Raw genomic sequence first — 26,493 nt, forward strand, 5'->3', positions numbered from 1 at the left:
AACCTACTTATGTATGTAATACACTACTATATTTAAATTAAACAATAGCAGGGCTACCTATAAATAGGAGGTTTCAAATTATATAAATAAGCGTAAACATTGTTATAAACTTTCTTTAAAAAAGAATTTATACGACTCTAAAGGGCTTAAACTCTACTAAAAGAGAATTCAAGATTAATAAAAAGTCTTGTTTACAACTTTTCGCTTCAAAAAAAGAATTACAATGGATGGTATTTAATAATATCAATTACTGGCAAAAATGCCTGTTTTGATAGTTTTATAAGAAAATTTTCTCTTCACAAAGTACATCTTTTTTATCTACAGAGGTTTGACGTCATTATTAAACTTCTGTTAAAGATATGTTACTAATTATTGGGGGATAGAGGTTATTACTCAGTTAAATTAAAGAAATGGCCTTATTAATTTTTAAAGCATACTTAATATTTTGACTCAAGATTTATCATCTTTACGAGCATTAGTTTCTTGCATTACAGAACAAGAAAAAATTGCTAACATAAATCAAAAGAATTAGAATGAACACTAAGGATGCCATGGAAAAATACAATACTATTTGCTTAGATTTAGATGGTACCATATTGGCCTTAAAAAGCGATATAACTCCGTTTTGTGCTACTGTACTTAAAAAGCTGAGCACACAATTGGATATTATTTTAGTTTCCGCTCGAATTCCATCAGGTATGAGTTACATACAAGAAAAAGTTGGAACTAGCTCTAAGCCAATTATATGTTATAATGGTGCATATATAGTAAAAGGGGAGGAAGTAATATATGACAAATGCATACCAGTCTCATTAATTGAAGGATTACTAAAGCCTTGCAATGAGTTGAATGTGAATATGGGGATTTACTCTTATAATGATTGGTCAGTTCCTGAAGATTCAGCGAGAATTCAGAAAGAAATTCACAATACCAAAACAGACCCAGTTTTTGAAGAAACAGCAACTACTATTGCCAACTTGAAAAAGAAGGGAAAAGGAGCGCATAAAATTATGTTGATGGGTGTAAAGGATAGTTTAGACCAGTTAGGTAAACTATTAAGTACAGATTTAAAAGATAAATTGGTAGCTTATCGCTCAAATGATACCATTATAGAAATTGCTCCCAATGATGTGAGTAAGCTAGATGGTATTAAAGCATTACTAGGAGAGGAGGCATTAACCAAAGTGATTGCTTTTGGAGATAATTATAATGATATAGATATGCTTCGAGAAGTAGGAATGGGTATAGCGGTTGCTAATGCGAGAGATGAAGTAAAAGCGGTGGCAGATGAACATACACTCTCATGTGCAGAAGATGGTGTACCTATATTTCTAAATAAATATTTTGAATTGGGAATAGAGAAATAATAAAAGCTCATATGAACTCTACAAAAATAAAGACAGGCAAACCGATGTTTGCCTGTCTTGTTTTAATTTACTTCCTGCATTTTTATAAACTAATAGCTAGTATATAAGCTATAAACCTTTAGCTCTTTTTCGAATGAGCTTAGGTCTTGTATATTTTCCTTTTTGATAGAAATAACTTTTTCACTATTTGGAAGAAGATCGAAATAGTTATCGGAGAAATTTCCGGAACTGTTTGATGCTATATAAACACCAAGTGCGAGTTTATTACTGCTAACAGTCACATCAAAATAATCTCCGTTTTCTTTTACTGAATAGCTAATTTCAGGATCTATAAGTGCCAAATCTTTAAATGGTTTTAGATAATGAAGCTTTTCTGAAAGAACCTGTTCTCCACTTATTAGTGATGCATTTATTACTATTTTATCAGCTTCAAAAGCTTCCAACTCACTATTAGGAATCTCGAAATAGATATTTGCATCATTTGCACTTATATTTACATCATTACTCCACGATTTTAATTCTTTGCCTTCATAGTCAATAATTTCCACTTTCAGTTTTCCATTAATCTCATTTAATGAATCAGAAGCTATATAGATGGCGATATTGTCTTCTCTTTCTTCGAAGCTGATTAATGTGGTTTTAAAACTTTTTTTTACCGCATAATGCAATGCTTTCCATTTTCCATAATAGTCTATGCTAGACCAAGAAGCCACTGGCCAACAATCGTTTATTTGCCAATAAAGACTGCCCATACATCGGTAGTCATGCATTTTTTTTCTGTGGGCTTCTATACCAATGCGAATACCATAGGCTTGCAATAAATGACTCACATACAAAAAATTCTCAAAGTCTTTGGGCTTTTTGTAGTGTCGCTTCATGTATTCATCGATAGTTACATTACCGATATTTGATCTCTGATGCGACTGCATTACATCTGAATAAATATCATGGTCTTCTGGCATGGTGTATTTCAGCACAGATGAATATTCTGGAAAAGATTGAAAACCAAACTCAGACATAAAGCGAGGAATAGCATCATTATAAGTTTCAAATTTTTCTTTACCCCACCAAACCATCCAATAGTGGGCATCTCCCATAATAAGAGATTCTTTTACGCCCAAATCGCTACTTGGCGAAGAAGCCCAATAAAATTTGCTACCATCGTATTCTTTTACAACATCAGGCAGAATTTTATGGAATATATTATCGTAAGCTGTCCAGATTTTATCGGCAACTTCTTCAGATTGTTCTTCATTTACTTTCTTTTTCCATCCCCAATTTTCCCAAGCAGATAAGATTTCGTTATTCCCACACCACAAAGCAATGGAAGTGTGATTGCGTAACCTTTTTACATTGTCTATGGCTTCTTGTTTCACATTATCAAGAAAAGCCTGATCTCCCGGAAACATGGCACAAGCAAACATAAAGTCTTGCCAAACCAATAATCCCTTTTCATCACATAAATCGTAAAACACATCTTTCTCATAAATTCCTCCTCCCCAAATGCGAAGCATATTCATATTTGCTTCTTTAGCAGAGTTGAGCACAGATTCGTAATGATCTTTTGTAACTCTATCTAGAAATACATCTTGAGGAATGTAATTGACGCCTTTCATAAATACAGGTTGACCATTTACTTTAAAATAAAATGTAGTTCCTACAGCATCTGGTTCTCTTACAATTTCAATATTTCTTAAGCCAATTCTTTTTGTAGAAGATGATACAAGGTTATTTGCAGAGACATTCACTTTTACATTATACAAGTTTTGCTCTCCAAGTCCATTTGGCCACCAAAGTTTAGGTTCGCTAATCGTAAAAGGAATTTTCAACTTATTAAGTCCTTTCGAAATCTTTACTTCTTCAGATTTTATACTTTGCCCTTCAACCAAAATTTCTACAGCGGTTTTATCAATATCATTGCTGGCTTCAAGGTCTATCCAAGCAGTTAGGTTGGCTTGCTCGTCTAATTTTGTTTGCTCAATAAAAACATCTCTAATAATGTAGCTATTCCAACTTTTTAACTTAATAGGTTTCCAAATACCAGATGTTACAAGTCGTGGACCCCAGTCCCAACCGAAATGGTAACCAGCTTTTCTTGTAAAAATGCTTACTTGTTTTTCACCTTCTACCTGACCAATTTTAGCCAAATCGTTATCAGATACTGGAATTTTGTAACCTAGTGCATCATACTTTTCTATGCCTTTTTGTATAGGAGATTCGAAGAGTATGCTCAATTCATTGTTACCTTCTTTTAATAGAGATTTTACATTGGTAGCATAGTTTCTAAACATGTTATCTGTTTCCAAAATTTGGCTACCATTCAAACTCACTTTGGCATAAGTGTCTAAACCATCAAATTCCAACTCTATTTGTTGCCAGTTTAAATCTTCTTTACTTAACTCAAAAGTTGTTTTATATTCCCAATCTTCTTTGTCAATCCACTGTAGATCTAATTCATTTAACCTGTAAAAGGGATCTTCAATTACATGATTATTAATTAAATCTGTGTGAACTGAACCAGGTACAGTAGCACTTGTCCAACTTTTATCTGATGTTTTTTTAAATACCCAGTTAGAATTTAGTTCCAAAGTTTTGTCTGTGTTATTTTGATTTTGTACTTGATTGCAGGCGGCAAAATATAAAAAAGTGATGAAAACAAGTATGATTTTTAAAGCCTTCATTGGATTAAGGTGTTATTTACGGAAAATACCTTGCTATTGGTAGTTTTTTATTAGCTCAATTAGGTTTTAGCTCGGCTATGTCAGGTATGTACAAATATTGGCAATCAACACATCAAACAAACTGACCAATAACAGCTTTTACACTGATTGATACCATGAATTACAGAGATAGTAACCTCGGAGTCTTAAATCCACACAGATAAGCTTTGTTAGAAAAGGATGGGTATTGAATAAAAAAAGAGGATATTTTAAAGCTTTATCTATCAATTAAATAAAGCTTAAAATATCCATGCTATTCATAGTGGTTGTATAAACTTTATTAAAAACTGGTGGCGAGCTTTCTTGAGTGATTTAGAGTATTCCAGAAATGGAAACTAATTCCTAAGAAAACTATAAAGATGCCTATTTGACCAAAAATTCCCGGTAAGGCAGTATTTCTTAAATACATTTCGCCAAGCAGTGTAAAGATGATTTCGAATACTTGTGTAGCTTCTATGGTTGCCATTGCCACTGGGTTTCTATTCACCATTTGTGTGGCTTGGTAAAAACCTACTCCACCTAAAAAGCCAGAGAAGAATGCCGAATACAAGGAAGATTCACACTGAGTAAGTGTTGGCAAACCTGCTTGCTGGTATCCTACAATACCTAATATGATTAGCAATGGGAGACACCCGATACTCATCCCCAACACTCTTTGGATGGCATTTAATTTAAGGTCCTTTTCTTCCAGTACGACCATGAGTTTGCGATTACCCAATGGCCAAACAATTGCACCAAGCATCACCAGAAAAAAGCTAATTAAAACACCCGCCAGAGAATCTAACTGATCTACCTTTTCAAATTGCATTACAAAAACTCCTGCTATAATTATGATTGATAGTACAAGTGCTCGCTGTGGAATTGATTTTCTGCTATCTTTATAAATAAGCGGAGCCAGTAGCATACCTGCCAAAATATTTATTTGAAAAGTGGCGGCAATCATCCAACCTGGAGAAAATAAAGAAGCAATTGCCAATGCAGTGTACAATATGCCAAAACCGATTGTTCCCCATTTTATAAAAACCAATGGTTCTTGTTTTAAAGCTTTAATGAGCGGGCTCAATTGTTTATTAAAGTAAACTACTAAACCAAGAATAGGAATAAGAAACAGTGAACGAAGGTTAGCTGTCCATGTCCAATGCCCTCCTGAACCTGAAATTAGGCTGTTAATTATAAAAGTTGATGACAAAAAAAGGGATGCTCCCACACCCCACACTATTGCTCTTAAGGTTTTATTTTGCTCAGTCATGATGCAAAGTTAAATAGGCATCGAGCAATCTTTCTGGTACATTTCGGGTAGTTTATGGTTTATATAGCGCGCTGTTTTTTAAATTCTAATGGGGTATAATTGGTGTGTTTTTTAAAAAATCGCCCAAAAAATGCAGGGTCATTAAAGCCCAAATCATAACTTATTTCTTTTACAGAACCGGTAGAAGTTTGAAGTTGAATCTTGCATTCTGTAATTAACCTTTCTTGTAAAAGCTCAAAAAGTGTCGATCCGGTAGCTTCACGGCAGATTCGGTTAATTTTTTTGATATCCATATTCAACTGATCTGCATAAAAAGCTGCCAGATGTTCTTTTTTAAAATTATCTTCTATCAGCGTTTTTAGTTTAAATAGAATTTGCCTGTTTGCCAGACTCATTTGCTCTTTAGGATGTTGGACCATTTGCACCTTGTTGGCATGTAGCAACATTAGCGAAACATAATGCAACATAATATCTACATCTTGCTTTTCAGCTGAAAGTTCGGTTTGGAGCTGTTCTATTATTAAACTAAAAATGGTTTTTAGCTTCTCATCTAAATCTATGTATGGGTAAGGTGTATAAGAATCTAATAAGCCTTGTTCATTTTCATGCTTGTGAAGTTGAAGAAATCTGTTGAGTAGCTCTTCGCCAAACATGATGATCCAGCCGTCTCTTTCAAAATGCTCGATTAAATGCACCTGACCTTTATGGATAAAAAATACTCGATCTGGTTTTAAATCAAATGGTTTGTAATCGATGCTATGTTTGCCTTCGCCATCTTTTACTAAAATCAATTCGTAATGGTCGTGTCGATGTGGAATAATAGAAAGCCTATCAAGGTCTTTGTGCAAACGGGTTATCTGCAAATATTCACCTTTGAGTAGTTCCTGTATAGGAAGTTCGCCTTTCTTTTGAGAATTGATTTTCTTCATTCATTATATCGATTTCTGCAAAATTAATTTATTCTGAGTTTTTTGCCTTAACAAATGCTTTTATGGCTGCCTTGTCAATTTGAATTTTGCACTTTTGTAGAATAATAAATTTGAAGACACGAAAAAAGATTTCTTCTATCTAGAAATTCCTAAGATAATCAGGAGCCAATTGGATAGTAACCGTCTTCTTTTTTAGAAGTGTTTGAATACAATTAGTTAAAGAATTATTATGACTATATCAATAATTGGGACAGGAGCGATAGGCGGATATTACGGTTTAATGTTGGCAAATGCAGGGCACGATGTGCATTTTCTTTTGCGTAGCGATTACGAATATGTATTAGAGCATGGGCTTCATCTCCAATCAGAAGCACATCAAAGTATTTTTATACCTGAGGTAAATGCTTATAAAAATGTGGCTAATATGCCCAAGTCAGACATTATTTTGGTAGCATTAAAATCAACCCAAAATAGCGAAGTACTACCTCAAATTCTGCGAGAAATAGCAGATGAAAAAAGCATTGTGGTACTTTGCCAAAATGGACTAGGGTTAGAAGCAGATCTTTCTAAGAAATTACCGCACTTACAAATAGCAGCAGGAGTCGCATTAATAGCTGCTTATAAAAGCAAAAGTGGTGTTATAGTGCACCAAGCTTATGGTGATCTAGACTTAGCCAGTTACAATGTGACTGATCTTTCAACTTTAGAAGAATTTTCTAAGAATCTTGCTGAAGCTGGGGTTAAGTCTACTGTGCAAGAATTGAATTTAGTACGATGGAAAAAGCTAATTTGGAATATGGCTTTTAATGGCTTATCTGTGGTATTAAATAAAACTACTACACAGATTTTATCGGAGCCGCAGAGTTTTGAGCAAACCAAAGCCATTATGAAGGAGGTGATTCAAGGTGCAAGAGCATGTGGCATTCATTTACCAGAAGCCGCCGCTGATGTAATGATTAATTTTACTCAAAATATGAGTCCTTATTATCCGAGTATGAAGCTAGACTTTGATAATGGCCGGCCTTTAGAAATTAAATACATGTATCAGAAACCGATATCGGCAGCTAGAGAAGCAGGTTTCGAAATGAAAGAAACTGAAAAGCTTTATCAAACTTTGTTGAGTCTTATTTAGGCCTTTTAATATATACTAATCACTCTAGTAGAATTACCAGAGTGATTGGTTTTGACTTTAAGTCAATTATTCAGTCACTTTTTGTGCTATTTCCCAATCGTAGTTAATTTTTCTTTTTAAATAATCTTTTAGCGGTTCAAGTCCAATTTCGGTTCTTCGCTGATCTACATACTCTGGATTATTAATGGGAAATGGTTCTAAAATTCTATCTTCATTGTATCGAAATTGCATTCCATAATCTTGGAGTTTTCCTTCGTTTACAAGAACTCTATCATGGATTTTAGCATATTCCATGCAACTACCTTCACCGTTGAGGCAAGCTTCTTTTATTTGAGCTAGATAGGCTTTTCTCACCGAATCACTTTCGTGATGGTTAATAACCAGAAGCGGGGCATCTGCTGCCAATTCTCCCACTGCTGAATACGTTGGCCAGCCATTTTCGGCAATCATGACTTTCATATTTTCAAAATTGTCTTTTGTAATTCTACCTCTTAAATCACCTAATGGATAACACCAATGGGGAATATTTCCATTTTGCATGAAATAGTTTTTAGCCAGATCCATATAGTAATCCAATGCCTGATCTTTCATAATTAACCGCAGTAATTTTTTAGCATACTCAGCTTCTTTAAGTGCGCCATTTTTTTCTTGAAATTTCTTAAACTGAGCATTCTCAATTTGTTGCCAACGAGCATCTTCAGATAGAGAATAGAAATTACAATCGGTTAGTGGGAGTAATGTGTAATTATCTTTGAGCGCGATATTTAAAAAGTAAAAAGCAGTATCTACCTGATAAATAAGCGCACAGGCAGAGGCTAGTTTGTAGGCATTTTCTTCAATCACTTTAGTTTTTGTGGCAGACAGTAAAGCAGTACCAAAAGCATAAGCGGCACTATCAGGTTTACCTTCTTGCAGATATTGCTCGCCACTTTTTTGCGCGGTACAAGTGGTAATAGATAGTAAAAATATTACGATACTAAGAGTAAACTTCATCTTCTAAAATTTTAATTGTATTAATAACTAGAGCTCAATTGTACAGCAGTTAGCAATACAAAAAATATATTTGAGACGAATTACTAGATTAAGACAAGAAACAACCAATTAAGCAGGTGGCAGAATTTATCATTGTAGTAAAATGTAAAAACTCCTGCTAAATAGGTTAAATCCTCTTCTTTAAAAGTTATCTACCGATTGTTTTGGAAATTCTCAGGCTGTTGCACTATTTTTCATCCACTATGCAATTGTTCTTAAGTAAAAAATATCGTTGGCTTAGGCATCTAATTTTCTGGCCTTGTGTGTGGTTGTTTTATATCTATTTCTTCAGTTATAAATCAAATAATGCCTCTTATGTATTGGTGTTTTCAAGTGTATTATTGCCTATTACAGCATTAAGCAGCTCCATTATCACCTACTATTTAATCCCTAAATTTCTATTGACTAAAAGAATACTTTCGTTTGGGATTTATTTAGTGAGCACTGTGCTCTTTACCACATTTTGTACGCTTTTACTACTCATCCTATCTATCGCTTATATTCCCAATTTGCGCGTAACAGATATACCTCCTATGAGCAGGAACTATGTGTTTATTTTAATCTTGGTTTATCTGTTTGTAATGTGCATTAGCTTTATAAGTATGCTAAAAAATAACTTTATTGCAGCAGCTAGAAATAACGAATTACAGCAACATGTTTTTGAGAGTAAATTCAAATTAAAAGAGCAAGAATTAAATTTATTGAAAAGTCAGATTCACCCACATTTTCTGTTCAATACACTTAATACGATTTATGGTTTTGCACTCAAGCAATCTACAGAAACACCCGATTTAATATTGAGATTGTCGGATTTGTTAGACTATATTTTGTATCAGGTAAACAAACCGGGAGTAAGTTTGCGAGACGAGTTAAAACATCTCAATCAATACATAGATTTAGAAAAAGTAAGGTTTGAAGATACGCTTTCGGTAAGGATGAAATTAGACATCGAAAATGATGAAGAACAGATTGCCCCTCTAATTCTTTTGCCATTTGTAGAGAATGCATTTAAGCATGGCGCGCTTACAGATGGATTACTTTTGATAGATATAGTTATTAGCAGCACAAATAGCCGATTGCATTTCTATGTAAAAAACACTTGTAATTTTATTTCCTACAATGCTGGAATTGGGCTTAGTAATATTCAAAAGCGACTTGAATTGCTTTATCCAGATCGGCACGACTTAAATATTTCGATGGAGGAAGATGCTTTTATTGTTAACTTAGAAATCTATTACTAAAGGCAAGTCAAAGATGAAGAAGATTAATTGTATGGTGGTAGATGATGAGCCCACTGCCCGAGAGATATTAAAAATGCATATCGAAAAGCTAGATGGATTGGTCTTGGTTGGCACTTGCAAAAATGCGATAGAAGCATTTGAATTGATAAATAGCCAAGCTGTTGATTTGATATTTTTGGATATAAAAATGCCGGGTATAACTGGTATCTCTTTGGCAAAATCTATCAATAAAAATATAAAGGTGATTTTTACTACCGCTTATCGTGACTATGCTGTGGAAGGTTTCGATTTGCAAGCGGTAGATTATTTGTTAAAGCCGATTTCGTTAGAGCGACTCTTACAGGCAGTACATAAATACAAATCTGAGAATAGTCCGGTTTTGATGAATGAACTTCCAGAACAAAATGAAGGATTTATCTTCGTTCGCAGCAATCGGAAAATGGTGAAAATAACCTTAAGTGAGATTACTCACATTGAAAGTCTGAGCGATTATATTAAAATCTACACTACAGAAAATACAGTTATTACTAGAGAAAGTATCTCCAATATTGAAGCAAAGTTACCGACTGGCAAGTTTTTGAGAATTCACCGATCATTTATTGTTTCTACAGATTATATAACAGCTTACACACATGAATATGTAGAGCTGCAAAACAAGTCTTTACCCATCAGCAGGTCTTACAGAGAATTGGTGATTAAATACTTTGAAGGTTTATAAATCTATTGCTCTACGATTCTAATACTTTCTCTTGTTTGATATACTTAAAACATGTTTCTGAGAAAGTAAACCATATTATTGATATTTTCCGTGTTGCTCTATTTTTCCGAATTAGTTGCTATTCTAAACCCTAAGTCATCTATTTTGAACGAAAATGGATGACTTCTTCTTCGTGTTGTTGCCATCACGCTTCTTTCTTGGTCACACCAGCCACCACCGCGAAATACACGATATGTTCCGTAAACAGTTTCGTCATAGATGTCTGAGCACCATTCCCAAACATTGCCCAACATATCGTAAAGCCCCCATTGATTCGGTTGCTTTTGCCCAACTTCTTGAGTCCGATTATTGGAGTTCTCTTTAAACCAAGCAACTTCATTTAATTCACCGTATCTAATGTCTTTCGTTCCTACTTGGCAGGCGTACTGCCATTCAGATTCTGTTGGTAATCGATACCCATTAGCGTTTGAGTTCAAGAGTACTTTTTCGGTTACCAAGTCAATGGTATAGCAGTTTTCTTTTCCTAAAGATTTAGAAAGTGCATTACAAAAATTTACCGCGTCAATCCAAGAAACTGTTTCTACTGGTAGTTTGTGGCCAACGTATGTAGAGGGATTCTTTTCTGTTACTGCTTTATAGATTTCTTGTGTGATAGGAAATTTGCTGAGTTCAAATGAATCAATATCAACCTACCAAGTTTCTTTTTTTCGATCGTCTCTCATGTCTACGGTTCCAGATGGAATGTTCACATATAACTCATCAATTACATTTTTATCTACTTTATTCATTATTGATCCTATGTTGTTTTTCAAATAACTTCCATTTAATCTAATAAATGTGCCTCTCCATTATATCCTTCGGGCTTGCCATAAAAGTGAACAATATCGATATAATCGCTCTTCGACATTCCTCCGGGATTTAATCCAGGTTCACCTTCTGGAATTGGAACATTTAGTTTTTCGAAATAATTTTCCCAAATAGGAAAGGTCTTATTGGTTTCTGGATCCTTATAAGTCATTTTTTGCAATTGGAATATTGGCTCATTATTATTCGCATATTTGAATGAATCGTATATTAATTCTGAGCAATAGTATTTATCATTAGAAATATCAAATACATCATCGTATGCCAACCCTAACTTAGTTTTAGCAAATTCAACTGCTTGAGGAACAAGGTATTCATACTCTTTTTTAATTCTTCCTACTACAACTTTACTGTTATTATCTTCATCAAAAGATCGAATAAAAAAGTTATCTAAAGGTGTTTCTACAACTCCTTTTGTGATTGCTTCTAAAATTATGAGTTCACCATTTTCTTTCTGAATTACCATACCCACATGAGAAAACTTCGATCCATCAATCCCAAATGTTACTTTTTCTATCGATTCACAAAAAGGGCCACAATCACTATCTTGAAATAAGATATCACCAGACTTTAATTCAAATTTTGAATAATCGAAGCTTGTCTGCGAGTTAGCTTGATTAACAGGCTGTCCTTTTTTGCTTGTTTCACATGAAAGATTAATCAATAACAGTAAAAAGATAAATTGTGCTTTATTCATGAATTTTAAAGAAATATCTAAGAATTCACAAAGATAGATACTTAACAAAGAAGCACATTATATATTTTGAAATAGTATAAAACACTATAAAGGTATTACAGTGTTTGCCTATAAAGTTTACCCTCAAATGAAACAGTAAAGGAATAAAAATAGCTTAGAAAAAAAACATTACTACCTTATTACTTCTTAAGTTATTACACCTAAATGAACTTTAATTATTAACCAAAATAAAACATAAAATGAAATACTATCATGCTAAAACTTTAACTGGTAAGAGTTTCGATGAAGCCATTGAATATGTTACAGCCGCTTTAAAAGAAGAAGGTTTCGGGATTTTAACAGAAATCGATGTAACAGCAACTTTGAAGAAGAAACTGGATACGGATTTTAGGCCTTACAGAATACTCGGAGCTTGTAATCCACCATATGCGCATAAAGCTTTACTGGCAGAAGATAAAATCGGAACAATGTTGCCTTGTAATGTAATCGTGCAACAGTTGGAAAATGGGATAGAAGTTGCTGCGGTTGACCCAATGGCTTCGATGCAATCTGTAGAAAATAAAGATTTAGAAGGAATTGCAACAGAAATTAGAGATAAACTTATTTCTGTAATCAATAGTCTTTAATCATTTTGATGAGTAAGCAGTAGTATTACTTGTATACTGCTTACTCATCTCTCATGGTTTAATTTCGATTATTTCACGATTAAGGCATTAGCCACCTTTCTTTCTCCACCGTGATCAAATTGTTTATTATCTGACGGATTATTCACCACCGAATTTATATCGTTTCCAATCCACATAGTAGTAGAACCTCCACCATCCAGATTTATGGCTTCTTTACATCCGATAGACTGCATAAAGGTTGTGAGTTCATCTAAACTCATACCGGCTGCTTGCTCAGACCTGCCATCTACAGTGACGAGCAGAACAGTATTTTTATCTACAATACCCAAGCAAGTACGAGGGTGTCTTTTAGTTACAAATGCAGAATTATTCAATTCCACTTTCTTTCCTTCATCAATCAACAGACAACCAGTTACTAGCACATCATCATACTTTTTGTTGGATGTGTAGTCGTTGTATTTCCCTGCTTTTTCAATTTCGAATTTTCTATTTTTTTTGATGATAAAAGCACCATTTAGGTTTTCGGTAACCTTCCACTTGGTGGTATCAGTTGAGGGCAAATTGCCATCGACTTTAATATATGTAACAGAACCTCCATTTTTCACATCAAAAAAACCAGCATTAATAGCGGCTATGGCCTTGTTAGCACTGGCAAATTCACTGGTTAAATACTTGGTTTCTTCGTCATTAACAAGCGTCACTAATCTCTTTTTAAGATTGATTTCTAATATGTTTATATTTTGAGGAGCATCAAAAAGAATGGTGTGCGCTTGTTTCCAGTTTAATCCATCTGTTACTTGTTTAGAATCCCAAGAGATGGTATCAGTCTGGTTAGATTGAGCAGAAATTGATTGAGTGAAAAATACTACTAAAATGCAAAAGGTAATCTGCTTTAAGAGTTTGTTTGTAGACGTAATTAGCGACATAGAAAAAATAGACTTTTGTTTTAATCCATCTAAAATTAAAGATTAAAAGCCTAAGAAAGCAGTCGTTTTTGATTTCTTAAGCAAAATTTCATGGCTATGTAGCTTTGGGTAGAAGTAACTACCTTTATTACCATCGCTCTTCAAAAACCTCAGCCTCTTGCAATATGTAGTTGCACTGGTAAATATCGTCTTTATTCAATTTCATTCGACCTTTCATGGTAACAACTTGGTCCATTTTAAATTTAGGATAGCCGGGTTTTAACTTAAGCTCGATGATGGATTCTGGTCCACCATTTCCACAAAAAAAGCACGATGAATAAGGGTTTTGAGAGAGAATGTAAATATCTTCTTTGGGTTCTAGCGCTAAAATAAAGCCTTTAATAAAAACTTCTTTACCTTCTAGCTCTTTTACTGTTGTGCCAAAATGAGGATAGTAATAATAGGCTTTTACCTCCTCACTATATTTATCTGTAAACTTTACATCTGCGAGCGTTTCCCAAGTAATTCTGGTTTGCGACCAAACTGGCAAACTAAAAAAAACGAATAGGATAAATGATAATTTATGCATGGCTGAGTGTTTTTGAGATGTTTAAGTTAAAGGCTCTAATTGCGGGTAAAATAGCGGCAAGCAATCCAATTGAAAGTGAAGTTGCTAATAGCCATCCTTCTTCTGGTAACCAATTCCAATTTGAAAAAGAGTAGTGATAATTTGCCTGTACAAGCTTTGAAATAGCAAATAAACCCACTCTACTAAAAGCTATTCCAAGTACAAAACCTAGCGTGGTGAGCATTAAACCTTCTAGCACCACATGCCAAACCAGATACCATCTACTGGCTCCGTAGCTGCGCATCAGGACCATTTCGTACTGCCGATTTTTTAATGCATTGTAAAGACTAATAAATACACTTAATCCTGATACGCCCATAATGATAATAGCAATTGAACTGAGCATTTCTATTCCAACTCCCATCAAACTGAACAGTCTTCTAATTTCGTAAAGAGGCACTGCCGCTTGCATGTTTGTATTGGCATTTACCATTCTCGGTACTTGAATTACACCTATCGGACTTCTAAAATTGATGAGCATGGCTGTAATTTCACGATCAGCTTGATGCGCTTTTTCATGATGCTCCTCTTCTAGCTTATCATTGTGATGGCTTTCATCTTCATTATGAATTTCTGCGTCTGCATTAGCAAGGTGATCATTGTGTTCGTCATGTTCTTGTTTATTTCCATGTGAATGATGGTTTTTCTGCTTTTTCTTTGATGCAACATGATCTTCTTCATGGTGGTGAATTTCCCAAACACTTTCTGTAGCGGTAAGAATGAGTCTGTCTAATACTGAGTTGGAGTAATTGAGTATTCCTACAACCTTGTATTGTTGATCTTTGTGCGAAATACCACCAGCTACCAAACCATGTGAGCCAGCAAATGTATCACCTAATTTTAGGCTGAGATTTTTAGCTACCGTAATGCCAATGGTTACTTCAAATGGAGCTTGCCATAATTTCCCTTGGATTACTTTGCCTCCATACAATTCTGGATACTCATGATTCGTACCCACGATTCTAAAACCGTTATAGCTATCACCATAGGAGAGGGGAATGCCTTTTTCTACAAAGCGATTATTTCTAATTTGTTCAGCTGCTTCTAATGGAATATTTCCAGTTGGCACATCTATATGATACACCGCTGAGAGAATGAGTTGTAAAGGACTACCTTTCGCACCAATCACCATATCAATTCCTTTAATATTATTTTCCATTTGTTCTTCTACATGTTTGCTCACTTGCAGCAACAAAGAGATCATTCCCACACCTAATACAAGCAATATCAAACTAAGTAGTGTACTAAGCGGTCGGCTGCTCATATTACGAAAGCTGAGTTTATAAATATTCATTTGTTTTAATTTTAGATAGCAAATCGTTCAATTGCTTAGGCATTCTTTACAAGTCCCTTCCATCAGAAAATAGATTTGGTTTATCTCAAAATCGTCTAGTTTATCCATGTATTCATTCGGTAGGCATGGCAAGCAAACTATTTTATCGCACTTTTTGCATCGCAAATGCGGATGTTTTTTTGAGTCGTTGTGGTTCTGGTTGTTAAACATATAAATGCATGTGCCATTTAGGTCGATCATTTTTATCACCAATCCTTCTGTCTCAAAAATTTGTAAAATGCGATAGATGGTCGCCCTATCTATATTGATGGATAATAGTCTTTCCATCTCTGTTAATGAGTAGGCTTTGGCCTGTTCCATTAGAAATTCCAATACGGCAATTCTTCTAATTGTAGCGCGCTGCGAATGTTGTTTAAGAATGTTGATAGCAATCTGCTTGCTCATATTTTCAAGCTTTATAGTAGTTGAAAGAATTCATTTCTCATATTCACCTCCGTAAATTTCCCGCCATATTCCAGCGTTGTAGTGCTGCTACTTTTATCATTTACTCCGCGAGCAGAGATACACAAATGCTCAGCTTCAATCATCACAATTATATCTTCTGTATTCAGCGTGCTTTTGAGTTCATTAAAAATTTGTAGTGTAAGGCGCTCTTGTACTTGTGGTCTGCGACTGTAATATTCTACCAGTCTATTCAGTTTAGAAAGCCCAATTACTTTGCCTGACGAGATATAAGCTATATGTGCTTTTCCGACAATGGGTAAAAAATGATGCTCACAAGCCGAAGAGAAAGTGATGTTTTTTTCAAGCAAGATTTTATTGTACTGATAATGATTATCGAATACTGAAAGTGAAGGTTTATTTACGGGATTGAGTCCATGAAAAAGCTCACTTACATACATCTTGGCAACGCGATAAGGTGTTCCTTTAAGGCTATTGTCTGTTAGATCGAGACCAAGCTCTTCCATTATTCCTTTAAAGAGCACTTCTATATTGTTAATTTTTTCTTCATCAGATTTTACAAAGGCATCTTTTCTAAGTGCAGTGTCTATTGAGGTTGATAAGTGATTGTCTCCGTTAAATTCAAAATGCTGTCTTTCGGTTAATTTTTTATTGGTGTCGTTCATATTCAATGTTTTCACTGAATTGATTTTTTAGTTTAAAACTGGTTTCTGTAATTGTTGTAATTCTATAGTATTTTGAAACTGACTTTTCAATCGTTGGTCATGGGTAATAATAATCAGATGTGCGCCAGTTGAGGCTGCTTGTTCTTTCAATAAATTGGCAACTTTTAAACAGTTTTTATCATCTAAGCTAGAGGTTGGCTCATCTGCTAATAATAGTTTGGGTTGGTTAACCACCGCCATAGCAATGGCTGCTCTTTGCTGTTCTCCTTGACTGAGCAAATACGTTTTTTTCGATTTATGACGGATAATCCCTAAATCGTCTAATACCTGATGAATCCGATTTTTGTCTGTTTTTTTATGAGCTAATGATTGAACTAAAGTCAGGTTTTCTTCTAAGCTTAAAGCATGTATGAAATGAGGTTTCTGAAAAATAAGCCCGATATACTGCCCGCGAAATCGATCTAATTGGCTAGATTTTAACTCGTGATATGTTTTTCCCATCAACTCTGCTGAGCCAGATTTTGGCTTTAAAATACCCGCCATTAAATGCAGATAAGTAGTTTTTCCAATACCAGATTCACCTAGTACTAGAATGTTTTCACCAGCTTCCAGATCAATATCAGGAAAGTGAAAACTGGTGTGTTTGTTATAAGCAAAAAATAACGATCGTGTTCGGAACATAAAGCAAATTCTTAATCAGTATCAAAAAAATTGATAGCATTTAATAAATGCAACAGTGTTGCATAATTAAGAAATAAGCTTTACTCTTGCAACATTGTTGCATTAAATATTTTTTTAAATATGAAGAACAGTTTTATAGGACTTCATCTAGATTTTGTTGGTTTTTCTGCTTCAGTATTGTGTATCGTACATTGCTTGGCTTTGCCTTTTTTAGTGAACTTGGCACCACTCATCGGGCTTTCATTTATTAATAATCCTTGGGTTGAGATGGCCATTATACTTGTGAGTTTTTGCGTTGCCTCATTTGCTCTGGTGCAAGGTTATAGAAAGCAACACCAAAAATCATTGGCATTAATCGTGGTAACCATTGGCTTTATTTTTATCGCATTCGGTCAGTTTCAAGATGTTGAATGGAACGAAATTCTACTCACTTCTTGCGGATCAGTTTTGATAGCCACAGCACACATCATTAACTGGAGATTAAGCCATCAATCGAGTATAAAGTGCGCTAAATTTTCTCAAAATAATAACTCATAAACTTAATGTTAGGAACCAAAAAATTACCAGTAACTGTGCTAAGTGGCTTTCTTGGTGCGGGAAAAACTACCTTACTTAATCATGTGCTGCATAATCGCGAAGGCTTAAAAGTGGCCGTAATTGTAAATGATATGAGCGAGGTAAATGTAGATAGCCAGCTAGTAGAAAATGAAATAGAACTTTCTCGAACAGACGAAAAACTTGTTGAGATGAGTAATGGCTGTATCTGCTGTACCTTGCGCGAAGATTTAATGATAGAAGTAGAAAAACTGGCTAGAATGAATAAGTTTGATTATCTACTTATCGAAAGTACGGGCATTTCTGAGCCTATACCTGTGGCGCAAACTTTCTCATTTGCTACCGGAAACGAACTCTACGATTTAACCAAGTTTTGCGAATTAGATACCATGGTGACTGTGGTAGATGCCTACAATTTCTTTAAAGATTTTGGCAGTGCAGATACACTACTTAACCGCAACATGACCGACGATTCACAAGACGGAAGAACTATTGTGAATTTGCTAACAGACCAAGTGGAATTTGCCAATGTGATTTTGCTCAACAAAACGGACATGGTAAGCCAAGAGCAATTAAAACTTTTAGAAGGCATGATCATGAAGTTGAATCCGGAAGCAAAGATTATTAAAGCTGTTTTTGGAAATGTGCATCCCAAAGAAATACTCAACACTAAAATGTTCGACTACGACAAAGCCGAACAAGCTGCTGGCTGGATTAAAGAATTGAATAACGAACACACACCCGAAACCGAAGAATACGGTATTTCTTCATTTGTTTTTAGAGATAGAAGACCTTTTCATCCAGAAAGATTTTGGCATTATGTAAGTAGCTATTGGCCTGCTAGTGTGATCAGAAGCAAAGGTTTATTTTGGATTGCATCTCGCCCAGATGAAGCTTTATTGTGGAGCCAAGCAGGAGGTTCGCTCAAGGCACAACCTTATGGCAAATGGTGGGCAGCAATTAGCGATCAAGATCGCTTTATGAATCCTATGTTTATAGAAAACGAGCAAGTTATTTTAAAAAAATGGGATAACAAATGGGGAGATCGTATGAATGAGATTGTAATTATTGGGCAGGACCTGAATATAGAAAATATAAAAACAGAGCTCCAACACTGCTTAATTAATGAAATAGAAGAAATGTCAATGGATTCGGAATATTACTTCGAAGATAATTGGCCAATCTAACAGATACTTGAAAGCAAAATAGACGAGAATTTTATTCATAATGTGCGCAGTTAAATAATCAATTTTTACATATGCAACATTGTTGCATATGTAATTCTATTTTGTTTTCTTTGCTGTTGAAACGCTATGGGACAAAAACGCAGAAATATAATCTCGATACTTCTTTTATCTGTTTACACAGGTTATCAGATATTATTTTATCTGCATTTGAGTTACCACCATCATAGCATACAAGAAGAAAGTAATTATAGCTACAAGACTTCAACTCTATTAAATTCTTTTAAAACTGATTTTAATAGTAAGAGCAATTTATCTCAGCTACCAACAAGTTTAAAACAAACACAAACTGTAAATAGAATTTTAGCAGATTGTGATCTGTGCAATCTACATTTCAGTCAAAACTTAATAATAGAGAGCGAGTTTACTCCATTTCTCAATCGTAAATTTGAACTATCAAAAACGGTATATTTTTATAACATATACCAATTCCATCAGACTTATTCACAATTGCGGGCACCTCCCCAAACGGTCTGATTAGCACTAATCAATTTTTTTAACCCAAGGATTGTATCGTGCTTGTAGATTGATTTCATGATGAATAATTATGTTTTTATTCGTCAACTGAAGCATCTATAACATTGTACAATACGGAAAATTGAGCTGTGTAATTATGCAAAATTACATTGAACGCTCATGGGTTTTTAACTGAATTAAACTCAAAAATTAAATAGAACTTAAGATGATCGAAGCATTAAACTTGACCAAAAAGTTTAATAATAAAACTGTTTTGGATAACCTGAACATCAAAGTATTACCGGGTGAAATATTTTGTTTGTTAGGTCAGAATGGAGCAGGTAAAACAACTACTATAAACTTGTTTTTAGGATTTATAAAACCTGATGGAGGCAAGGCTTTAATAGACAATATTGATGTGAATACTTCAAGCAATTTGTCTAAAGCAGCTTTAGCATATATACCAGAGATCGTGCAACTCTACGGAAACTTAACTGGAATAGAAAATCTAGATTTTTTTAGCCGACTTGCGGGGTTCAAATACTCCCATAATCAATTAGTGGATTTACTTGATAAAACCGGACTCCAAAGGTCGGCTCATTCCAAACCTTTGTCTTCTTACTCTAAAGGTATGCGCCAAAAGGTGGGCATTGCCATTGCTGTTTCTAAAAATGCAAAAGCCATTTTTATGGATGAACCAACATCCGGACTTGACCCAAAAGCTACCGCAGAATTTACGGCTATTTGTAAAGAATTAGCAGCCAGTGGTAAATCAATTTTTATGGCTACACACGACATTTTTAATGCAGTAAATGTGGGCACTAGAATCGGCATTATGCGCGAAGGTAATCTGGTACATCATACAAATACGCAAGATGTAGATGCAAACGAGCTTCAGGAATTATATCTAAAAACCATCTAACCCAATTGAAATGAAACTAAAACTTTTACTAACAACCTTAATTTTTATTCATATAAATCTGCTTGCCTATTCTCAGCTTATTGTGAAAGGCAAAGTAACGAATGCTGTAAATGGTCAAATTCCCGGGGCTACTGTTGAGCTAAAAAATAATCAAGAAAGAAAAGGAGGTGTAACAGATGCAGAAGGCAATTTTGAGATAAGTTTAGATAACACAGGTGCTTATAAATTGGAGGTGAGATTTTTGGGTTATGAGCTTCATATCAGTGAATATACTTTTGATAAAAAGGAGACTTATAACCTTGGAGAGATTGATCTAATTGTTTCAGATCAAGAGTTGCAAACAGTAGAGATTCTTGGTAGAGCTCAGCAAGATTACAACAGCGAATATTCATTCTCTGCCACCAAGATAGGTATCAAAAACAAAGAGCTACCTCAAGCACTTTCGGTTGTTACCAAAGAGCTTATTCGCGATAGGCAGGCTTTTCAATTAACTGAGGCAGTTAAAACTGTAGCGGGTGTAACGCCATCTGGTTTTTATAATCATTATAACATTAGAGGAATTACTCAAAACGAAGAGGGGCAGATCATCAATGGTATGCGAACGCATCAGTACTATTTTGTGCAACCAATTACGACCAACATCGAAAGGGTAGAAGTATTAAAAGGTCCTGCTTCTGTATCTTTTTCGAGTGTAGATCCGGGTGGTAGCATTAACATGGTAACTAAAAAACCATTGATAGAAGATAGAAAAGAAGTCAGTTTTGGAGTAGGCAGTTTCAGTACTTTAAGAGGATCATTAGACTTTACTGGTCCATTGAACAAGTCTAAAACCTTACTTTATCGCTTAAATGTTGGGGTTCAAAAAGGAAAATCTTACCGCGATTTAATTAATAATGATGCTTTATTAGTCTCTCCGTCGATCAGTTTTGTGCCAAATGATAAAACTGCAATTAATGTAGAAATGATTTACAGTGATATTCAGGGCAAATTGGATAGAGGTCAGCCGATATTTGGTGTAGTTGCTGGAGTTACAGATTTAAATAGCACGCCAATTAGCTTAAATTTGGGAGCAATTAATGATTATTTCACCTCAAAAGACATGATTTTGATGGCGAATATCACCCATAGTTTTACAGATAAGCTAAACTTTAATGCTTCTTACATGAAGCAAACTTGGAACGAAGATTTGGAAGAACACAGAACGACCAATGCTTTTGCTGTAGATATTGATAATAATGCTATTCCAAGTATGGCAGCCATGCGATATATAAAGCGCCAGCAGTTTTGGGATACAGATAACTTAAATGTATACTTCGATTATAGTTTTGATATTGGCAAGGCGACAAACAAGGTTTTAGTTGGTTATGATCTTAGCAGATGGCACAAAACCAAAGGCGGTGGGCAAAACTCAGCCAGAGGATATTTGCTAAAAGATGGAACAGTTACCAATAGTTTTAATGTAAGCAATGCAGAAAATTATGAAACCATTGAGGTAGATGGTGTAATTATGCCCAAACCAAATGTGCCACATTTCGATTTAAGTACTGCTTCTTATTCTATAAAAAATATTCAGGATTATGTTATCAACTCGCAGTTTGCCATTCCATCTACTTTAACTAGTACACATGCAGTTTACATCCAAGATCAATTTAAAATCGGAAAGTTTTCTACGCTTTTAAGTTTGAGGAGAGAATGGTTTGAAGATATTACAAACTTTGATGCAACAGGTGAAGCTAGTTTTAAAAACACAGCCATTATTCCCAGAGTAGGTTTAGTTTATGAGCTTACAGAAAACATAAATGTGTATGCGACTTATTTGGAAGGTTATCAACCTCAGTCAAATACAGTTTCATTAATGCCAAGTACTACCGCTTATTTTTGGGATACCAATTCACCAGCCCGATTTAAACCACTCATTAGTGATTTAAAAGAAGTAGGAGCAAAGAGTTCTTTTTTGGATGACAAGCTTAATGTAACAATGGCGGTTTACGAAATCAATCAGAAAAATATTTTGATGAATGCAAACTTGCCGGAGTATCCAGATTCTTTGGTGCAAAGAGGTGCAGATAGAAGTAGAGGTTTTGAGTTAGATTTATCTGGTTATATTTTACCAAATTGGCAGTTAATGGCTTCCTACAGTTACATTGATGCTACTATCGAGAGTGATGCAGATGCTTCTTTAATCGGAGAGCGAAAAGAAAATACACCTAAGCACAGTGCCAACTTTTGGACGAGATACAACTTCTCAGAAAACAGTTCATTACGAAATTTAGGTGTTGGTCTAGGAGTGTTGTATAGTGGTGAAAAAATACCTTGGTACACGCGAGAGTTTACGGTGCCCGGCTATACCATATTCGATATGGCAATTTACTATCAGCCAGCTAAAACAGATTTACAAATGATGTTGAAGGTAAATAATCTCTTCGATAAAGTGTATTGGCAAGGAGCACAAACATATTTGAGGTTGTTTCCGGGAGCCCCGCGCAATTTAATGCTAACTACTACCTATAATTTTTAATTAAGATGCAATACAAAATACTGCTTTTGATAGCCAGCCATTTTTGGAAAGATACTTTCAAATCGAAGGCGATTTATCCTATTATGGTCATCATTTACTTGCTACTATTTTTTGCTGCTCAAAGTGGTTGGCAAAACAATCGAACTCAAAATGAAATGAGGGCAAAATACCAGCAAAAAGCAAGAGAAAGTTGGGAAGCAAATCCTGATAAACACCCGCACCGAATGGCACATTTTGGCACTTTTGCTTTTCGTTTGCAGCATCCATTAAGTATGTTAGATTTTGGCATAGAAAGTTTTACTGGTACAGCTGTTTTTTTAGAGGCTCATAAACAAAACACAGTTAATTTCTCTGAGGCTAGTTTCTCAACTGGTTTGTTGCGTTTTGGTGAGTTAAGTATGGCGATGATTCTCCAAACAATCTTGCCATTGTGTATCTTTTTTCTCGGTTTTGCAACGGTTGTAACAGAAAGAGAAAACGGCACATTAAAAATAACCTTTACACAAGGAGCTAGTTGGAAAGAAATTCTTTTAGGAAAATCTTTGGGTTTAATGGCAGTTGTACAGCTGTTTTTTATTCCGGTGCTGTTGGTTACTCTCTTTTTCTTACTACTCAGTGATGCTCACTTGAACGCAGATATTCTGATTCGTTTTATCGCAGTATTTTCGGCTTACTTTATCTTCTTTGCTATACTTTGTTTTATTACGATAGGTATTTCAGCGACTAGCCAAAAATCTAAAAATGCATTGGTGAAGCTCTTAGGTATTTGGTTAATCTTTGTGGTTTTGATGCCCAAAACTTCTCAAGCACTAGGCAGTTATTTTCATCCTTCACCTTCTAAAATCAAATTCAAATCTGAAATTGAAGATGAATTGGTGAGGAAAGGAGATAGCCACAATCCGGATGATCCCTATTTTATGTCTTTAAAAGATTCGATACTTCATGAATATAATGTTGAATCTGTAACAGACTTACCTTTCAATTATGGCGGCTTTGTGATGAGCATTGGAGAAAAAAATAGCTCAGAAATCTATAATAAGCATTTTTCTCAGCTATTGGATATTTACAGAAGCCAAAATCTGGTTTCGAGATTTGGAGCTATAATCAACCCGTACATTGCCATTAAAAATATTTCTATGGCTCTCACCGGGACAAATTTTGTAAGCTATACAGATTTTCAGATGCAGGCAGAAAGCTATCGATATAACCTTGCTCAAGAAATGAATGAGCTGCAAATGGAATATATCAGTCCAAATAAAACTCATGGTTCTGAAGGGAAAACGCATGTGATTGGGCAAGAACATTGGGAAGAATTTCCAGATTTTGAATATATTTTTTTGTCTATTGGCTCAGTGCTCAAAAGCGAAGTTTTATCCATCCTATCACTTTTAGGCTGGATTTTATTAACAGTCGGCTTCATTATCAATCTTACCAAAACAGCTAAAGTTCTTTAATTATGTATAATTTATTGATCAGACAATTTTTTAAATCTACTACCATCAAAGTCAGTTTGGTTTTGGTAGTGGCTTTAGGAATTGTGAGTATTTTGATAGGCAAACAATTTCTATCTAAGCAAGAGCAAACCGCTGATCAAATTAGTCAGTATCAGGAAGAAGGTATTTTGAGAAATGTGGAATACCATAAAGACGATTTGGGTTTGTTGCTTTACTATTTACGATTTGCATTAATCAATCAACCAGAGAATTTAGCTGGTTTATCAATTGGGCAGAGCGATATTAATCCAAATGTGCAAAATGTAACTATTCTAAATTTGGAAGGCCAAAAATACGATACTGATTTAATCAATCCGGTTAGTTTGCAATCTGGCAACCTCGATTTAGGCTTTGTAATTATTTGCTTATTTCCACTATTAATCATTACACTAACCTATAACTTACTTTCAGAAGAAACAGAAAGTGGTACTTGGCGACTGGTGGCAGTTCAAGCAAAATCTAAAATAGCTTTTTTACTAGCAAAATTTTCAGTAAGAGTAATTGCCATTTATACTGTATTAGTCGTACTTTTTTTCATTGCAAAGTTTGTCTTATCAATTCCTTTTGATAGCGCATTTTTGGTGTTTGTGTTATTAAGTGTGCTGTATATTGCTTTTTGGTTTGCACTCAGTTTGTTGTTGGTTTCACTAAAACAAAGTTCGAGTTTTAATATTCTTAGCTTACTTTCTTTATGGTTGGTTTTAGTAATTCTGTTACCTGCCGGTTTGAACAATTACATGACAAATAAATATCCTGTTCCAGAAGCATTAAGTACCATTATTAAGCAAAGAGATGGTTATCACGAAAAATGGGATATGGAAAAAAAACCGACTATGGAGAAGTTTTATGCAGATTATCCTCAATTTAAAAAGTATGGTTTTTCTGAAGAGGGTTTTACTTGGCTTTGGTATTATGCCATGCAACAAATGGGAGATGATGAATCCAAAGAAGATAGTGATGCAATGAAAAATAAGATTTTGCAAAGAGAAAAAGCAAGTCAGTTTATCGGTTGGTTCATCCCGACGATTCATACACAACTGACCTTTAACAACATTGCAGGAACCAGTTTGGGCGATCATATGAATTTTCTTGATGCCACCAATCAATTCCATGAGAAAATGAGGTTGTATTTTTATCCTAAAATATTTGATAATCAAGATGTGCTATCAGAGAATTGGAATCAGTTTACACCTGAATATGTAGCAAAAACAAAAGAAGTAAACTGGTTAAATGGATTGTTACCAGTTGTACTCATTACATTACTTATTTCTGCCATTTCGATGATAAGATTACAGAAAATATAGGAGTCCTGTTTGTGCCTACACAGTTTCCTTTGAAACTGTGTAGGCATTTTGATAATTATTTTTCGGCATTATCATACGCTTCTAAACAATTATCAAGTGACTCTCCATTGTTGTAGATGCATTCGCAAAATGTGATACATGCTTCGGGATTATCACTATCATTACATTGTTTTTGACATTCGGAGATTGAGTTTCTTGGGTATAAATCAAAAATTTTGTTTACACCAAAAACCACTATAAGCATCGTAGCGAACACTCCACTGAAAAAAGCGAAGGGGAATTTCTTACTATAAACTTTATCAACTGGTTTTGAATCATTCTTTGTAGAATATTTAAAGGGTAAGATGAATTTAATTTTGTCGTAATCCCAGCAAATTAGGTATAAACAAGCTAATACCATTAATGGTGATGTGAATAAAGAACCATCGAATCGAACTGCAAAAGACAAAATGCAGATGTTTAATATAATTGGGAAATAGATGAGTGCACCGAGGGTTGCTGTTCTAGGAATTAAAAGTAGAATTGCAGCGGTAATTTGCATTACACCAATAAAGGGATAGTAATAACCGGTGTGATACAATGCCTCCAAATAGTGGCCCATCGGATGATTATTAGCTAAAGCAGTAAACCTTTCATTGTTGATTTTAACAAAGCCCGATGGAGTAAATCCTGCTGCAAGTATAATTCTATTAAATACAGCAAAATATTTAAACCAGATATTATACTTAACTTTTGCGTGTAATTGGTCGAGCTTTAGTGCGGTATTCATTTATCTTTTGAGGATAAATTTA

The 26,493-nt window shown here is 34.7% G+C and carries 25 protein-coding genes; 11 read left to right on the forward strand and 14 right to left on the reverse strand.

From position 1 onward, the window contains the following. The first annotated feature begins 533 nt into the window (after nt 1-533). The gene (locus OQ292_RS30620) at nt 534-1,367 is read left to right on the forward strand and encodes a Cof-type HAD-IIB family hydrolase (RefSeq protein WP_284688095.1); all 834 of its coding nucleotides are present in this window, start codon (nt 534-536) and stop codon (nt 1,365-1,367) included. 89 nt (nt 1,368-1,456) lie between these two features. On the opposite strand, the gene OQ292_RS30625 is transcribed toward OQ292_RS30620, so the two are convergent. From OQ292_RS30625 to OQ292_RS30635, 3 genes are all read right to left on the reverse strand, one after another. Next, nucleotides 1,457-4,048, reverse strand: coding sequence for a beta-mannosidase (locus tag OQ292_RS30625; protein ID WP_284688096.1), 2,592 nt, complete (start codon nt 4,046-4,048; stop codon nt 1,457-1,459). 319 nt (nt 4,049-4,367) lie between these two features. Then, on the reverse strand, nt 4,368-5,336 hold the full coding sequence (locus OQ292_RS30630; RefSeq protein WP_284688097.1) for a DMT family transporter: 969 nt from the start codon (nt 5,334-5,336) through the stop codon (nt 4,368-4,370). Nucleotides 5,337-5,395: 59 nt separating this feature from the next. Next, the gene (locus OQ292_RS30635) at nt 5,396-6,265 is read right to left on the reverse strand and encodes a helix-turn-helix domain-containing protein (protein ID WP_284688098.1); all 870 of its coding nucleotides are present in this window, start codon (nt 6,263-6,265) and stop codon (nt 5,396-5,398) included. A 229-nt stretch (nt 6,266-6,494) separates the two neighbouring features. Between OQ292_RS30635 and OQ292_RS30640 the strand changes: the two genes are divergently transcribed. After that, entirely contained in the window at nt 6,495-7,397 is a 903-nt protein-coding gene (locus tag OQ292_RS30640) for a 2-dehydropantoate 2-reductase (protein WP_284688099.1), read from the forward strand. 66 nt (nt 7,398-7,463) lie between these two features. On the opposite strand, the gene OQ292_RS30645 is transcribed toward OQ292_RS30640, so the two are convergent. Continuing rightward, the gene (locus OQ292_RS30645; protein WP_284688100.1) at nt 7,464-8,390 is read right to left on the reverse strand and encodes a DUF6624 domain-containing protein; all 927 of its coding nucleotides are present in this window, start codon (nt 8,388-8,390) and stop codon (nt 7,464-7,466) included. A 641-nt stretch (nt 8,391-9,031) separates the two neighbouring features. Between OQ292_RS30645 and OQ292_RS30650 the strand changes: the two genes are divergently transcribed. Next, nucleotides 9,032-9,670 (forward strand): sensor histidine kinase, encoded by a 639-nt coding sequence (locus tag OQ292_RS30650; protein WP_284688101.1) that lies wholly within the window; start codon nt 9,032-9,034, stop codon nt 9,668-9,670. 13 nt (nt 9,671-9,683) lie between these two features. After that, nucleotides 9,684-10,388 (forward strand): LytR/AlgR family response regulator transcription factor, encoded by a 705-nt coding sequence (locus OQ292_RS30655; RefSeq protein ID WP_284688102.1) that lies wholly within the window; start codon nt 9,684-9,686, stop codon nt 10,386-10,388. A gap of 98 nt (nt 10,389-10,486) precedes the next feature. Here OQ292_RS30655 and OQ292_RS30660 read toward each other — a convergent pair whose 3' ends face one another. From OQ292_RS30660 to OQ292_RS30665, 3 genes are read right to left on the reverse strand one after another with little or no spacing between them, the layout of a single operon-like run. After that, nucleotides 10,487-11,071 (reverse strand): formylglycine-generating enzyme family protein, encoded by a 585-nt coding sequence (locus tag OQ292_RS30660; RefSeq protein ID WP_348970690.1) that lies wholly within the window; start codon nt 11,069-11,071, stop codon nt 10,487-10,489. A 6-nt stretch (nt 11,072-11,077) separates the two neighbouring features. Beyond that, nucleotides 11,078-11,200 carry a hypothetical protein gene (locus OQ292_RS41060; RefSeq protein ID WP_348970688.1) on the reverse strand — a complete coding sequence of 41 codons (123 nt, stop codon included), beginning with the start codon at nt 11,198-11,200 and terminating at the stop codon, nt 11,078-11,080. A gap of 11 nt (nt 11,201-11,211) precedes the next feature. Next, nucleotides 11,212-11,949, reverse strand: coding sequence for a YiiX/YebB-like N1pC/P60 family cysteine hydrolase (locus OQ292_RS30665; RefSeq protein ID WP_284688103.1), 738 nt, complete (start codon nt 11,947-11,949; stop codon nt 11,212-11,214). Between the two features lie 239 nt (nt 11,950-12,188). On the opposite strand from OQ292_RS30665, the gene OQ292_RS30670 reads away from it, so the two are divergent. Then, the gene (locus tag OQ292_RS30670; protein WP_284688104.1) at nt 12,189-12,575 is read left to right on the forward strand and encodes a DUF302 domain-containing protein; all 387 of its coding nucleotides are present in this window, start codon (nt 12,189-12,191) and stop codon (nt 12,573-12,575) included. Nucleotides 12,576-12,643: 68 nt separating this feature from the next. On the opposite strand, the gene OQ292_RS30675 is transcribed toward OQ292_RS30670, so the two are convergent. From OQ292_RS30675 to OQ292_RS30700, 6 genes are all read right to left on the reverse strand, one after another. Further along, a complete protein-coding gene (locus tag OQ292_RS30675) occupies nt 12,644-13,501 on the reverse strand; it encodes a phosphodiester glycosidase family protein (protein WP_284688105.1) in 858 nt (285 codons plus the stop codon). 127 nt (nt 13,502-13,628) lie between these two features. Beyond that, nucleotides 13,629-14,069, reverse strand: coding sequence for a DUF3299 domain-containing protein (locus OQ292_RS30680; protein ID WP_284688106.1), 441 nt, complete (start codon nt 14,067-14,069; stop codon nt 13,629-13,631). Continuing rightward, a complete protein-coding gene (locus OQ292_RS30685) occupies nt 14,062-15,402 on the reverse strand; it encodes an ABC transporter permease (RefSeq protein ID WP_284688107.1) in 1,341 nt (446 codons plus the stop codon). Before OQ292_RS30685 ends, OQ292_RS30680 begins: the two co-directional genes overlap by 8 nt. 27 nt (nt 15,403-15,429) lie before the next feature. Further along, complete coding sequence (locus OQ292_RS30690; protein WP_284688108.1) at nt 15,430-15,846, reverse strand: Fur family transcriptional regulator; 417 nt, start codon at nt 15,844-15,846, stop codon at nt 15,430-15,432. 11 nt (nt 15,847-15,857) lie between these two features. Continuing rightward, nucleotides 15,858-16,529: a GTP cyclohydrolase I FolE gene (gene folE, locus OQ292_RS30695; RefSeq protein WP_284688109.1), complete on the reverse strand. Its 672-nt coding sequence runs from the start codon at nt 16,527-16,529 to the stop codon at nt 15,858-15,860. 27 nt (nt 16,530-16,556) lie between these two features. Next, on the reverse strand, nt 16,557-17,210 hold the full coding sequence (locus OQ292_RS30700) for an ABC transporter ATP-binding protein (protein ID WP_284688110.1): 654 nt from the start codon (nt 17,208-17,210) through the stop codon (nt 16,557-16,559). Nucleotides 17,211-17,330: 120 nt separating this feature from the next. On the opposite strand from OQ292_RS30700, the gene OQ292_RS30705 reads away from it, so the two are divergent. From OQ292_RS30705 to OQ292_RS30730, 6 genes are all read left to right on the forward strand, one after another. After that, on the forward strand, nt 17,331-17,747 hold the full coding sequence (locus OQ292_RS30705) for a MerC domain-containing protein (protein WP_284688111.1): 417 nt from the start codon (nt 17,331-17,333) through the stop codon (nt 17,745-17,747). Between the two features lie 5 nt (nt 17,748-17,752). Then, nucleotides 17,753-18,952 (forward strand): GTP-binding protein, encoded by a 1,200-nt coding sequence (locus OQ292_RS30710; protein WP_284688112.1) that lies wholly within the window; start codon nt 17,753-17,755, stop codon nt 18,950-18,952. 739 nt (nt 18,953-19,691) lie between these two features. Beyond that, on the forward strand, nt 19,692-20,387 hold the full coding sequence (locus OQ292_RS30715) for an ABC transporter ATP-binding protein (RefSeq protein ID WP_284688113.1): 696 nt from the start codon (nt 19,692-19,694) through the stop codon (nt 20,385-20,387). 10 nt (nt 20,388-20,397) lie between these two features. Beyond that, nucleotides 20,398-22,905 carry a TonB-dependent siderophore receptor gene (locus tag OQ292_RS30720; RefSeq protein ID WP_284688114.1) on the forward strand — a complete coding sequence of 836 codons (2,508 nt, stop codon included), beginning with the start codon at nt 20,398-20,400 and terminating at the stop codon, nt 22,903-22,905. Between the two features lie 5 nt (nt 22,906-22,910). Then, on the forward strand, nt 22,911-24,359 hold the full coding sequence (locus OQ292_RS30725; protein ID WP_284688115.1) for an ABC transporter permease: 1,449 nt from the start codon (nt 22,911-22,913) through the stop codon (nt 24,357-24,359). Nucleotides 24,360-24,361: 2 nt separating this feature from the next. Further along, the gene (locus tag OQ292_RS30730; RefSeq protein WP_284688116.1) at nt 24,362-25,702 is read left to right on the forward strand and encodes a DUF3526 domain-containing protein; all 1,341 of its coding nucleotides are present in this window, start codon (nt 24,362-24,364) and stop codon (nt 25,700-25,702) included. A gap of 55 nt (nt 25,703-25,757) precedes the next feature. Here OQ292_RS30730 and OQ292_RS30735 read toward each other — a convergent pair whose 3' ends face one another. Then, complete coding sequence (locus OQ292_RS30735; RefSeq protein WP_284688117.1) at nt 25,758-26,471, reverse strand: DoxX family protein; 714 nt, start codon at nt 26,469-26,471, stop codon at nt 25,758-25,760. Between the last annotated feature and the right edge of the window lie 22 nt (nt 26,472-26,493).

It is taken from the genome of Chondrinema litorale (assembly GCF_026250525.1).
Lineage (GTDB): Bacteria > Bacteroidota > Bacteroidia > Cytophagales > Flammeovirgaceae > Chondrinema > Chondrinema litorale.

What these genes read in the sequence shown, in the direction of transcription:
- OQ292_RS30715 (WP_284688113.1), top strand. Translation starts at nt 19,692, where the DNA reads ATGATCGAAGCATTAAACTTGACCAAAAAGTTTAATAATAAAACTGTT.
- OQ292_RS30685 (WP_284688107.1), bottom strand. Translation starts at nt 15,402, where the DNA reads ATGAATATTTATAAACTCAGCTTTCGTAATATGAGCAGCCGACCGCTT.
- OQ292_RS30655 (WP_284688102.1), top strand. Translation starts at nt 9,684, where the DNA reads ATGAAGAAGATTAATTGTATGGTGGTAGATGATGAGCCCACTGCCCGA.
- OQ292_RS30665 (WP_284688103.1), bottom strand. Translation starts at nt 11,949, where the DNA reads ATGAATAAAGCACAATTTATCTTTTTACTGTTATTGATTAATCTTTCA.
- OQ292_RS30735 (WP_284688117.1), bottom strand. Translation starts at nt 26,471, where the DNA reads ATGAATACCGCACTAAAGCTCGACCAATTACACGCAAAAGTTAAGTAT.
- OQ292_RS30705 (WP_284688111.1), top strand. Translation starts at nt 17,331, where the DNA reads ATGAAGAACAGTTTTATAGGACTTCATCTAGATTTTGTTGGTTTTTCT.
- OQ292_RS30680 (WP_284688106.1), bottom strand. Translation starts at nt 14,069, where the DNA reads ATGCATAAATTATCATTTATCCTATTCGTTTTTTTTAGTTTGCCAGTT.
- OQ292_RS30635 (WP_284688098.1), bottom strand. Translation starts at nt 6,265, where the DNA reads ATGAAGAAAATCAATTCTCAAAAGAAAGGCGAACTTCCTATACAGGAA.
- folE (WP_284688109.1), bottom strand. Translation starts at nt 16,529, where the DNA reads ATGAACGACACCAATAAAAAATTAACCGAAAGACAGCATTTTGAATTT.
- OQ292_RS30670 (WP_284688104.1), top strand. Translation starts at nt 12,189, where the DNA reads ATGAAATACTATCATGCTAAAACTTTAACTGGTAAGAGTTTCGATGAA.
- OQ292_RS30650 (WP_284688101.1), top strand. Translation starts at nt 9,032, where the DNA reads ATGCTAAAAAATAACTTTATTGCAGCAGCTAGAAATAACGAATTACAG.
- OQ292_RS30690 (WP_284688108.1), bottom strand. Translation starts at nt 15,846, where the DNA reads ATGAGCAAGCAGATTGCTATCAACATTCTTAAACAACATTCGCAGCGC.
- OQ292_RS30620 (WP_284688095.1), top strand. Translation starts at nt 534, where the DNA reads ATGAACACTAAGGATGCCATGGAAAAATACAATACTATTTGCTTAGAT.
- OQ292_RS30645 (WP_284688100.1), bottom strand. Translation starts at nt 8,390, where the DNA reads ATGAAGTTTACTCTTAGTATCGTAATATTTTTACTATCTATTACCACT.
- OQ292_RS30720 (WP_284688114.1), top strand. Translation starts at nt 20,398, where the DNA reads ATGAAACTAAAACTTTTACTAACAACCTTAATTTTTATTCATATAAAT.
- OQ292_RS30710 (WP_284688112.1), top strand. Translation starts at nt 17,753, where the DNA reads ATGTTAGGAACCAAAAAATTACCAGTAACTGTGCTAAGTGGCTTTCTT.
- OQ292_RS30700 (WP_284688110.1), bottom strand. Translation starts at nt 17,210, where the DNA reads ATGTTCCGAACACGATCGTTATTTTTTGCTTATAACAAACACACCAGT.
- OQ292_RS30640 (WP_284688099.1), top strand. Translation starts at nt 6,495, where the DNA reads ATGACTATATCAATAATTGGGACAGGAGCGATAGGCGGATATTACGGT.
- OQ292_RS30675 (WP_284688105.1), bottom strand. Translation starts at nt 13,501, where the DNA reads ATGTCGCTAATTACGTCTACAAACAAACTCTTAAAGCAGATTACCTTT.
- OQ292_RS30730 (WP_284688116.1), top strand. Translation starts at nt 24,362, where the DNA reads ATGTATAATTTATTGATCAGACAATTTTTTAAATCTACTACCATCAAA.
- OQ292_RS30630 (WP_284688097.1), bottom strand. Translation starts at nt 5,336, where the DNA reads ATGACTGAGCAAAATAAAACCTTAAGAGCAATAGTGTGGGGTGTGGGA.
- OQ292_RS30625 (WP_284688096.1), bottom strand. Translation starts at nt 4,048, where the DNA reads ATGAAGGCTTTAAAAATCATACTTGTTTTCATCACTTTTTTATATTTT.
- OQ292_RS30725 (WP_284688115.1), top strand. Translation starts at nt 22,911, where the DNA reads ATGCAATACAAAATACTGCTTTTGATAGCCAGCCATTTTTGGAAAGAT.